Origin of the sequence: Shewanella profunda (genome assembly GCF_023283765.1) — a bacterium.
Classification (GTDB): domain Bacteria; phylum Pseudomonadota; class Gammaproteobacteria; order Enterobacterales; family Shewanellaceae; genus Shewanella; species Shewanella profunda.
In genome coordinates, this window is the sequence record NZ_JAKILG010000020.1 from 56,470 (window position 1) to 67,858 (window position 11,389).

Below are 11,389 nucleotides of genomic sequence, written 5' to 3' on the forward strand. Positions count from 1 at the left end.
TAACTTATTTACGACCTAATATTCGCAAAATTCGCAGGAATAGGTTGATGATATCCATATACAAAGCGGCTGCGCTATCTATGGCATTATCTATCGTCTTGGGGATTTGATTCGCCCGCCCCCAGTCGTATCCAATATAACCACAAAAAATAAGCACTACTATCCAATCTAAAATGCCGTGGTGGGTATTAAAGATAAAGACTTCAATCAGTTCAACCACGATAACGAGCAACAATGCGATAGTCAGTGCCCCTGCAATTTTTTGGAAAAAAGCAGGAAAAAGCGTGCCTAAACACATCATAGCAACCGTCACTAACCCCGTTATCCGGATAGCCTCTGTCACTAACTCGGGGTCGTACTGGCTGACCACCATATTGATAATTAAGCCAAAGGGGACGACGACAAAGTTATAGCCAATAAAGCTGACAACGGGATTGGCTGATTTTTGAAACAGGTAAATCCCGAAGAAACAGGAGGCCAAATAGCCGATAAAGAAAACCCAAGGGTTAACACTCGCAATGGTCTCAGGGTCGATATTGGTTACCATCCAATAATTCACCGCAAAACCCCATACAAGCGTTAGGCCTATAACGAGGTTATAAAGCCCTGCACCTATGATAGTGTCATTAGTGGAGCTTCGGTCAAAAACGCTATTCTCTGAATCCATATTATCTTTCATATCCTTATAATCGATAGCCGTATAGAGCTAGGTTAATATAAAACGTTTCTTCAGCGGCTTGCTTGGCTAGGGCTGTTTTTTACAGATTTTACAGCAGGGTTGTTTGGGCAATTTCATTTCGCGAAATTCCATTGTCATGGCATCGATCATCAAAATACGTCCCGCTAAGGTCTTACCCATTCCTGTTATTACTTTAATGGCTTCAACCGCCTGTAAGCAACCTATCATGCCGACCACAGGCGCGAGAATTCCCGACTCGACACAGCTCAGTTGTTGCTCGCCAAATAGCGCGCTAAAGCAATGATAACAAGGCGTTTCACTATGATAATCAAACACTGTAACCATGCCTTCCATACGGATCGCGGCGGCAGACACTAAGGGCACTTTATGCTTAAAACAGCTGAGATTAAGTTGCTCGCGCACACTGACATTATCGGTACAGTCGAGCACTAGGGTGTGATCGGCGACTAGGGCGTCAATCTCATGATCATCTAATACAGCATTAATAATATTGATCTTAATAAAGGGATTGAGCTGACTGAGGCTCTGTTTAGCTGACTCCACTTTAGGCTGGCCGACATTGGCATCTTGATGCAGCACTTGGCGTTGCAGATTGGATAGTTCAACCGTATCAAAATCCACTAGAGTCAGCTCACCAATGCCCGCAACCGTCAGGTATTGGCTGGCAGCGCAGCCTAAGCCGCCTGCACCTATCATCAGTACTTTGGCCTGTTTTAAGCGTTCTTGACCATCGATATCCATGGCTTTGATGGAGATCTGACGACTATATCTTAAAAGTTCGCTGTCGCTGAGGATATCGACTTGATCATTCATATTGCGCTAATCCTAGCAAAGCACTGCGTTAAAAGGTTCTACCGTCACTTTAGAACCTGCGGGAGTATCACCTTGGAATTGCTCTAATAGTACAAAACAGTTCGCGAGGCTCATTGAGGTCAGCATGCCAGAACCTTGGCTGCCCGTAATAGCGACTTCAAGTTCTCCTTGGGTGTTACGGCTTAACACTCCCCGTTGATATTCAACTCGGCCAGGATGTTTACGCACTGGCGTTGTCAGTATTGCATCCAACATCAAAGGCGTTACAGGGGTTAATCCCTGCATCTTGTTCAGTATGGGCCACACTAACTTATAAAAAGTCACCATTGAAGAAACGGGATTACCCGGTAAACCACAGAATACGGCCTTACCTATACGCCCCATAGCAAAGGGTTTACCCGGTTTAATCGCGAGTTTCCAAAAGGTAATTTGGCCTTCTTCATCGAGAATTTGTTTAGTAAAGTCGGCTTCGCCCACGGATACGCCACCCGAGGTCAGTACCATATCTGCTTGGCTGGCGGCAGTACGAAATGCTTGTCGAATAGCCTCTGGATCGTCGGCTATCACGCCTAAGTCAATCCACTCCACATTGGCCCGGCTGAGTAAACCTTGAATTGAGTAACGGTTAGAGTCGTAAATTTGACCGGGGGCGAGCTCGCTGCCTACGGGACGTAGTTCATCCCCCGTAGAGAAAAAGGCGACCTTTAGCTGACGATAAACCCGTACTTGGCTCACGCCAATCGTGGCTAATACCCCCAACTCTGCTGCACCGATTTGAATCCCAGCCGTGAGTACTTTGGTGCCTTGGGTGAGTTCCTCACCTTTACAACGCACATTTGCACCTTTGCCTTTGGGGTGATTAATAAGGACGAGTTCACCTTGAACTTCCGTTTCTTCCTGCATTTGTACTGTGTCATAACCCACAGGCACCGGTGCACCAGTCATAATACGCACACAAGTGTTAGCTTTGGCTTTACCTTCAAAACCATGGCCTGCAAACGCGCTACCTATGAGTCGCAATGAGGTGCGATTGGTTTGTGTATTTAAGTCGGCAAAACGCAAGGCATAACCGTCCATTGAAGAGTTGTCGAAGGGCGGTAAATCAATGCAAGAGGCTAAATTCTCGGCTAATACTCTGCCTAGTGCTTGGGGCAATGGTACGACTTCGGTGTCTGACACTGGACTCACTTGTTCGAGCAAAAGAGCAATGGCCTGATCGGGATGCATAAGGCTAGGTTGCGAACAAGGATCGGCTTTTACGGACATCGGGTCTTCCTTATATGCAGTGGGTTGTCTAGGACAACGCTGGATGAGTTTCCACCTGAGTAGGGTGGTCTATTATGCCACGGTGATCTGGGATGGCTATGATCTGTATACCTGTTTCTGTGATAGGACTGTCAGTTTTTACTGCCGATTTAAAGGTAAATATTGGCTTGATTAAGTGTCAAGCCACAGGGTTAAACGCGAGTCTATGAACAAATGAAAATCATTTTTATCAAGGAATCATTAACTTAGATAAGTATGAAAGGTAAATTTTGTTGCTTTTGTTGGCACCCTTAATGACAATGTGAACCTATGATTCAGTTCGAGTGCAAAAGAGGATTTACTATGCTGTCAGCAGCCATGATCGACAAGTTGAATGAACAAATTAATATGGAGTTCTTTTCCTCAAACTTATATCTGCAAATGAGTGCATGGTGTGAGGATCAAGGGTTTGAAGGTGCAGCTAAGTTTATGCGTGAGCACGCCGATGAGGAAATGGGCCACATGCGTCGTCTGTTCACCTATGTGAGCGAAACCGGTGGTTTGCCTTTATTGGGTGCTATCGAAGCGCCACAGTCTCAATTTTCATCCTTGCTAGCCTTGTTCGAGCTCACCTATGAACATGAGCAATTGATAACTCGCCAGATCAATGCATTAGCCCATGCAGCATTTGCTAACCAAGATTACTCAACCTTTAACTTCCTACAATGGTATGTCGCTGAGCAACACGAAGAAGAGAAACTGTTCAAGTCGATTGTCGATAAAATCCGTTTAGTAGGCGAAGATGGAAAAGCATTGTTCTTTATTGATAAAGACTTAGCAAAGCTTGCCTCTAAGGGCGGCGAAAGCATTATGAATGGTCAGAGCCAACCACAGGCCTAAATACTCACGTATAAAACAAAAGCAGCCTAGGCTGCTTTTGTTTTTAGGCGCTTTTGTGCTTAGAAATTACTGCACTCATCTTCGCAATCTGAATCGAGTAGGAATTGATATTTTTGCTTCAGTAATGGCGTGACTTCGTCGAAGGGCAGGGGTTTAGAAATTAAATAACCTTGGGCGAAATCGCAGCCTAAGTCTTTTAGAAAATCCCATTGTGCTGTGGTTTCTATCCCTTCGGCGACTAATTTCATTTCAAGGCTTTGGCCCATCATCACGATAGCTTTGACTAGGTTTGCATTTGAAGTGCTCTCGAGGGCATTTTCTACAAAACTGCGATCAATTTTTATGACAGAAATAGGATATTTCTTCAAATAACTGAGGGATGAATAGCCTGTGCCAAAGTCATCAATGTAAATCTGTGAGCCTAGCTGACGAATAGAATTGAGGGTACTAAGGCAGTCGCTGGCATCACCCATCAGCATACTCTCAGTGATCTCAATATGAACATTTCTCGGATTAACATGGTGACGATTGAAACATTCCTGCAGCACCTGATCAAACCCCATTCCGCGGGTATTAATGCATTGGCGACCAGAAACATTGATAGCAACATTGATATTTAAGCCACTTTTCTGCCATTGCCTGAGATCGAGCATGGCTTGATTTAGCACCCATTCCCCCATAGGTTCAATGAGTCCTGTTTCTTCGGCAATACCGATAAAATGATCTGGCGGTATCAGCCCAAAATCAGGATCTTGCCAACGGATAAGCGCCTCAACACTGCACACTTGGCCCGTTTTCATATCCACAATAGGTTGATAATGCAGAGTGAATTCATTCTGCGCCACTGCGCGGCGTAGGCGTTGTTCCAGCTCCATGCGGGCAAACATGGTTTGATTCATTCCCGAGGTAAAGTATTTGAAGTTATTTCGCCCCGCATCTTTGGCTTGATACATTGCCATTTCGGTATTGCGGGTGAGGGAGCTGACATCGAGGCCATCCTCAGGGTAAACCCCGATACCAAAGCTGGCGGAGATTTGGATCTCTCGCTCATTCAGGTCAAAAGGAGTGGTTAGGGTTTCGATAATGCGCGTCGCCATATGCTCAATCGCAAGTTCATTGGTGAGGCGCGGTAGGATAACTACAAACTCATCGCCACCGATCCGCGCGATAAAGTCGTTTTTGCCACTAATATTTTCTAAGCGTTTGGCGACATCCTGAAGCAACAAATCGCCCGTGGCGTGGCCTTGCACATCGTTAATGTATTTGAATTGGTCTAAGTCAATCAGCAAAATGGCCAGTTTACGCGAATCGTGTTGAGCCAGCTGGATTTCGTGTTGTAGTCGCTCATTAAACAGTTTGCGATTGGGTAGGCCCGTTAAGGTGTCGAAATTGGCTTGATACCAGAGATCCTGCTCATATTGCTTACGCTTGCTGATATCCATAAATAAACCAATGTGTTGGATTATTGCTCCCTGCTCGTTTCTAACCACTGTTATCGCGAGATACTCGGGATACACTTCCCCATTTTTGCGTTTATTCCAGATTTCACCTTCCCATTTCCCTTCTTTCTGAAGCGATTGCCACATAGCGGTATAGAAATGTTGCGGATGGCGTTTAGAGCTTAGAATTGATGGGCTGTGGCCTTTGATTTCATCTAGGGTATAACCTGTGATCTGGGTGAAGGCGGGGTTAACAAGTTCAATATGGTTATCGGCACCCGTTACCACTATGCCTTCGGCGGAATAATCAAACACCGCGGCCGCACGGCTTAGGGCATGGTTTGCTTTTTGGCGTTCGCTAATCATGCGGTTCATGGCGCGGGCCATACGGGCGAGTTCATCTGAACCTGAAATATTGATCTTGATATTGAGCTTAGGATCTGTCGCCATTTGCTGCATCCCATTGGCAATTCTGGTAATTTTCTCCATAAAATTACTAATGATTTTACGGCCAAGCCAGAGTGTTATTGTCGCGGTTGAAAATGCCGAGAATAAATAAAGCCCAAGTAAGGTCAAGGCTTTCGTTTTAAGGGATTCACTCTGTAGCGCCATGGATTGAGTCATTTCATTGCTGATGGCGTGTAATTTGTTGATGCGATCTGTTGTCAGTGTCCACCAGAGTTGACTCGTGACCGGATGAGGCGGCATTAACAGTTTATCTATCGCTTCACTTAAACCGGTCTCTTTACTATTCGCAAACCCAGCGATTTCTTCAGGGGAGCGTTTTTGCTGTTTAAGCTCCAGCAATCTGTCCATGTTAAATTTGTATTGATTTATATTGCTTTCAACCACATTTAATGGGGCCGCTAACTCGGGCAGATGACGAATTTCATCGTTCAATTCAGTTAAATTGAGATGGATGATAGAGAGGGCGCTATCGAATTTTTGTCGTGCAGCATCATTACCTGTGAGTAAGTAATCTTGAAAGCTATCGATTAAACCGCCATAGCCTAAATGTGTGTTGATATTTTGCGCTAGGGCGCTGATGCGTAACTGTTGCTCTATCTGCTGACTGATTTTTAAAATTTGTAGACTTTCTGGGGAGGTTTGAACCTGATGAATAAGGGATTGCTTAGCCGAAATGGATACATTACCGGCGTGTAAAATCGATTGGCCGTATTCATAGATAACGGTACTTATGGTGCGGTAATCATGGATATTGAGTATTTTTGACAACAGCATTCGATTAATCACATTGCGCTCTTTCACTGCCAGTTCCTGCACAGCAATAAGATTCAATAAATCGGCATAAGCCAGGGATTGGTTTATGTCGTTGGTTTGCAACTGTAACAGCTGTAGTAGCTCTAATAACTGCTGGTTAAGCTGAATATATAGTTCACTAAAGGTTTGTGGATGTTTGTTTAACACCTCTTGACGAGCCGATGCTAAGTTGTGGCTCGAAAGCACAAGAGCTTCTTGTTGTGCTTGTAGTTGCATCGATGCTTGTTGATCGCTCTTTAGTGCATCAATTAACGCTGTTAATGATGGGCTAGTGAGTAGATCATTTAAGGTGTTATTGGTGATTTGTTGCTGTTGCTGCAGCCCCGTTTCATCCGGTGGAGTTGTCGCTTGGCTGTAATTGACACTGAGACTATATTCATTCTGCAATTGATAAAGTAAATCAGTAATTTGTGCCGTCGTTTGGATTGCCAGATGACTATGATCCGCTGCGCGGTATTCTTTAGCCAGAACATACATTCGAGTTAATACGAAGAAGCTCATCATCAATAGGGGAAGCAAAGAAAACAGAATGAGTTTTTGCTTCAAACTGAGATGATGTAGCTTTGATGGCATACAAGCTTACTCCTACACATTTGCCTAGTTGGAGATATAAAAAATCAAGGCAATCGCCTTGATACTATTTTGGATGGTGAAAATGAGGCTAGGCATAGGGTGACGATTTTTAACATAGACAAGGAATGCCCGCGACCTTTAGTTTATTGATATCTAATCTAGGTCACGAAATTAAGCGGTTTGTTATATATATGTCTAAAGTATTATTTTAAAAGGCGTATTTACTGCCTATAAAACAAACTGGGTGTTTGTCTGTGATATTGAGCTGCATTTGAGCATTCGCGATATTTACCTGATCTCACTTTAATCTTACAAGATAGTGGGATGGTAACTAGATGGTTAAATGGAATGCTTATCGCGGTTGGTCAGCGAATATTCTAAGGTAGTTTGTAGTGCTATTGAGCTTATAAAAGAAAAAGGACGCTTTCTCGAAAGCGTCCTTAACATTTATTGCGATTGCTGTTTAATGTGCGATTAAGATTTGATTTAGCCTACATTGGCTAGCAGAGATTTACGGTAAACGACGATATCTTCAATCGTTAGCACGGGCATATTGTGTTGTGCGCCAAAAGCGATAATTTCGGGTAAACGCGCCATTGTGCCGTCGGGGTTAGTCACTTCACACAATACGCCAGCGGGCTTTAAGCCTGCCAGTTGCATTAAATCAATGGTGCCTTCGGTGTGACCTCGGCGGGTGAGTACGCCGCCCGGTTGTGCGCGAAGTGGATACACATGACCAGGACGCGCCAGATCGCTTGGCTTAGCGCCATCGGCAATCGCCGCTTTGATGGTGGTCACGCGGTCGGCGGCAGAAACTCCAGTCGTCACACCGACTTTTGCCTCAATACTGACTGTAAACGCCGTGCCATATTGACTCGAGTTGTTTTCCACCATCGGCGGTAACTCAAGGGCCTTGATTTTTTCATCGGGTAAACACAGACAAACAATACCGCTACATTCACGGATGAGCATAGCCATTTGAGCGTTAGTCAGCGTCTGGGCAGCGAAAATTAAATCGCCTTCGTTTTCCCTATCTTCGTCATCGACAACTAACACACCTTGGCCTTGACGCAGGGCATTAAGACCCGCTTCAACGCGTTCGATAGCAGTACCAAAAGGAGCAAGTAAAGACTGATTCATGGTTAATATCCTTAAAAAAATACGACATTGGAATATCCAGAATCAGGGCGTGCAGGAATACAACTTAACCAAACCTAATGGCTCAATTTTGCTGTAGCAATATCACTTCACTTGGGTGAAGTTATTGCAAAACATGAGGCTAACACTGCGCGATACTGAGCATGTTTATACACGGGTGCCGCAAAGTGCCGTCTTACATTCTCTTCCATCCGGACTCAGCACTGCCGCCATTAAGGTCACAGTCCATTACCGTCGGCTCTGGAATATCAGATTTGCACTAGGCAAAACCTAAGTCACCAGATCTGCTGACCCCGAAGTATTTCGGGCGCTCGCGGGCTTTGGGTCACACTAAGTCACATCATCACTTAGCCGTCACTCATTTACCACCGGTGGGGAATTTCACCCCGCCCTGAGAATTTGTTTAGGGCCGTTTAGGCCAAAAAACGCGGTTATGTTGCTCTTATTTACCGCGAATGGCAACTTCTCACGTTCAATGTTTGCGCTAGTGCACACCTCACCACTATCATATTGAGCATATAAGCTAATTGTACTTGCCGTCATATTCATCGACGGTTGTTATGGACGTCACAAGGACGTATAAATGCGATCTCTGCTACTCACTTTAGGTATTGCCATGCTGTTATCCGGTTGTTCAACCTCCAAAGGGCAAGTTCCGGCTCCTGTTGCTGAAAAAATTCCCCATGTGATGACCTTGCATGGCGTAACTCGCACCGATGATTACTACTGGCTGCGGGACGATGAGCGTAAAAATCCTAAGATGTTGGCCCATCTCCAAGCCGAAAATCGTTATACCGAGGCCTATTTCAAACCATTAAAGCCGCTGCAAGATGGTCTTTATAAAGAGTTAACCGAGCGTTTAGTGGCCGATGAGTCCAGCGTACCGTACCAATGGCATCAGCACAGTTATTACCATAGATACCAAGAGGGCAGCGAATATCCATTGATTAGCCGCAAGGGAGCCGATGGCGTTGAGCAAGTGATGCTTGATGTTAATGAGCGAGCTAAGGGGCATGAGTTTTATGGATTAGGCGGCGCCAGTGTCAGCCCTGATGAAACCATGTTGGCCTTTGGTGAAGATGTGCTAAGTCGTCGTGTTTATCATATTTATTTTAAAGACTTAGCCTCTGGCGACATGATTACTGATGTGCTTGAAAACACGGAAGGTCGTGTGGTTTGGGGTAACGATAATAAGCACGTGTTCTACATCGCCAAAGATCTTAAGACCCTGCTAGGCTACCAGGTTTATCGCCATGAATTAGGTACGCCGCAGTCGCGGGACATTTTGGTTTATGAAGAGCAAGACGACTCATATTACCTTTCCCTCGGTAAGACCTTAGATGAGTCGCAGATTGTGCTATTCCATGGGAATACCACCACCAGTGAAGTCTCTGTGCTGGATGCTAATGATCCCTTAGGCTTATTTAAGCCCGTATTACCAAGGGAAGAAGGCCATGAATATAGCGTGTCTAAGTTGGGTGATACCTATTACATTTTGACTAATTGGCAGGCGACTAACTTCCGCTTGATGAAGGTTGCCATCAAGGATGCGGCAGATAAATCTAAGTGGCAGGAAGTGGTTGCCCATAATCCTAATGCCCGTATCGAAGACGACTTGGTGCTCAAGGATTATGTCATCATTCAAACCCGTGAAAATGGCCTAAGTCGGATTAAAGTTATGCCGCTCAATGGTCAAAAGCCCTTTGAGCTAAGCTTTGATGAACCCGCGTATGTGCTTGGATTAGATGTTAATGCCCAGCAAGATAGCAATAAGTTACGTATCTATTACTCTAGTCTGACCACGCCAGAGGCGGTGTATGAGTATTACCTAACTAATCCAGATAGACGGGATTTGCTCAAACAAGATCAAGTGTTGGGCGGCTTCGATGCTAACCAATATAAAGCCGAGCGTTTATTTATCACTGCCCGCGACGGTGCGAAAGTGCCAGTCTCTTTGGTGTATCGAAAAGATAAGTTCAAAAAAGATGGTACTAACCCTCTGTATCAATACGGTTATGGATCTTACGGTTACACGGTAGAACCTGACTTTTCATCATCGGTAATTAGTCTGCTCGATCGCGGTTTTGTGTATGCCATCGCCCATGTGCGTGGCTCTGAAATGCTTGGTCGCCCCTGGTATGACGATGGCAAGTTACTGAATAAACAGAATACCTTCAATGATTTTATCGATGTGACCACAGCATTAACGGCTCAGGGTTATGGCGACAAAAACAAGGTAGTTGCCTCTGGCGGTAGTGCAGGTGGTTTATTGATGGGCGCAATTGCCAATCAAGCGCCAGATAAGTACTTCGCCCTTGCAGCACACGTGCCCTTTGTTGATGTGGTAACCACTATGCTGGATGAATCAATTCCGCTGACGACTAATGAGTACGATGAGTGGGGTAATCCCAACGAGAAAACTTATTTTGATTATATGCTGAGTTACTCGCCATACGACAACGTCACCGAGCAAGAGTACCCCCACATCTTAGTAACAACGGGTTTGCATGATTCACAGGTGCAGTATTTTGAACCCGCTAAGTGGGTCGCTAAGCTGCGCGATGTTAATAATAAATGGTATAAGAGTGACGATAAGATATTGTTATTCAATGTGGATATGGAAGCTGGTCACGGCGGTAAGAGTGGCCGTTATCGCCAATACCAAGACACAGCCCAAGAATATGCGTTCTTCTTAAGTGTGCTTGGTATGGTGAAGTAGGCTGTCCTCGGTGATACAAGCAGTTAGTCAATTTCAAACCGATAACACGGCATCACTGGCAGAATCAGCGCCAGTGATGCCGAAGCCGTCTGATACGGTTTCGCCGCAGTGGTTTTTGTACCTAGTGCGCTGCGCCAACGGCCATTTATACACAGGCGTCACCACCGATGTGGCGCGACGTTTTAGCGAGCATCAGTCTGGTGGCATCAAATCCGCTAAGTATCTGCGCGGTAAAGGTCCGTTAACGCTGATGTATCAAGAAACGGTCGGGAGTCGTGGCGATGCATTGCGCCGTGAGATAGCAGTTAAAAAGCTGAGCCGCAGTCAAAAGCTGGTGTTGATTGAGTCTGTCGATCATAGCGTGATATGAAAGAGCTAAAACCAGTTAAGTCCTTGGTATGGCAATACAATGATTAAGCACTGTCATTCCAGTGACTCGCGGCAAGTACGTATATGGACACCTCGAATAGATCAACCACTTTTTGAGTAACAGAAAGTAATACTGCGTACGTATATCCGACCTGTTTGTGAGAATCTTTGTTCTCTGGCCTTAATGAGAAC

Annotated in this window: 8 protein-coding genes and 1 riboswitch; of the genes, 3 read left to right on the top strand and 5 right to left on the bottom strand. The window is 45.1% G+C overall.

Translation table 11 applies throughout. The features are described from left to right. Positions 1–4 precede the first annotated feature (4 nt). The 3 genes from L2744_RS11510 to moeA all read right to left on the bottom strand — a co-directional run bounded on the left by L2744_RS11510 (position 5) and on the right by moeA (position 2,779). On the bottom strand, positions 5–667 hold the full coding sequence (locus tag L2744_RS11510; RefSeq protein WP_248992033.1) for a Bax inhibitor-1 family protein: 663 nt from the start codon (positions 665–667) through the stop codon (positions 5–7). 78 nt (positions 668–745) lie between these two features. Further along, a complete protein-coding gene (gene moeB, locus L2744_RS11515) occupies positions 746–1,513 on the bottom strand; it encodes a molybdopterin-synthase adenylyltransferase MoeB (protein WP_248992034.1) in 768 nt (255 codons plus the stop codon). Positions 1,514–1,525: 12 nt separating this feature from the next. Continuing rightward, positions 1,526–2,779 (bottom strand): molybdopterin molybdotransferase MoeA, encoded by a 1,254-nt coding sequence (gene moeA, locus L2744_RS11520; protein WP_248992035.1) that lies wholly within the window; start codon positions 2,777–2,779, stop codon positions 1,526–1,528. Positions 2,780–3,121: 342 nt separating this feature from the next. On the opposite strand from moeA, the gene ftnA reads away from it, so the two are divergent. Beyond that, positions 3,122–3,658 (top strand): non-heme ferritin, encoded by a 537-nt coding sequence (ftnA, locus tag L2744_RS11525; protein ID WP_011791166.1) that lies wholly within the window; start codon positions 3,122–3,124, stop codon positions 3,656–3,658. A 59-nt stretch (positions 3,659–3,717) separates the two neighbouring features. Here the strand turns inward: ftnA and L2744_RS11530 are convergent, their stop codons facing one another. Together L2744_RS11530 and ribB are read right to left on the bottom strand one after the other, a co-directional pair. Continuing rightward, the gene (locus tag L2744_RS11530) at positions 3,718–6,951 is read right to left on the bottom strand and encodes a bifunctional diguanylate cyclase/phosphodiesterase (protein ID WP_248992036.1); all 3,234 of its coding nucleotides are present in this window, start codon (positions 6,949–6,951) and stop codon (positions 3,718–3,720) included. A gap of 486 nt (positions 6,952–7,437) precedes the next feature. Beyond that, positions 7,438–8,091, bottom strand: a complete 654-nt coding sequence (ribB, locus tag L2744_RS11535) for a 3,4-dihydroxy-2-butanone-4-phosphate synthase (protein ID WP_248992037.1) — start codon at positions 8,089–8,091, stop codon at positions 7,438–7,440. Between the two features lie 193 nt (positions 8,092–8,284). Further along, a riboswitch (FMN riboswitch) is annotated at positions 8,285–8,512 on the bottom strand. Between the two features lie 180 nt (positions 8,513–8,692). Between ribB and L2744_RS11540 the strand changes: the two genes are divergently transcribed. Both L2744_RS11540 and L2744_RS11545 read left to right on the top strand, forming a co-directional pair. Continuing rightward, complete coding sequence (locus L2744_RS11540; RefSeq protein ID WP_248992038.1) at positions 8,693–10,828, top strand: S9 family peptidase; 2,136 nt, start codon at positions 8,693–8,695, stop codon at positions 10,826–10,828. Position 10,829: 1 nt separating this feature from the next. Further along, positions 10,830–11,198 (top strand): GIY-YIG nuclease family protein, encoded by a 369-nt coding sequence (locus tag L2744_RS11545; protein ID WP_376711948.1) that lies wholly within the window; start codon positions 10,830–10,832, stop codon positions 11,196–11,198. Positions 11,199–11,389 lie beyond the last annotated feature (191 nt).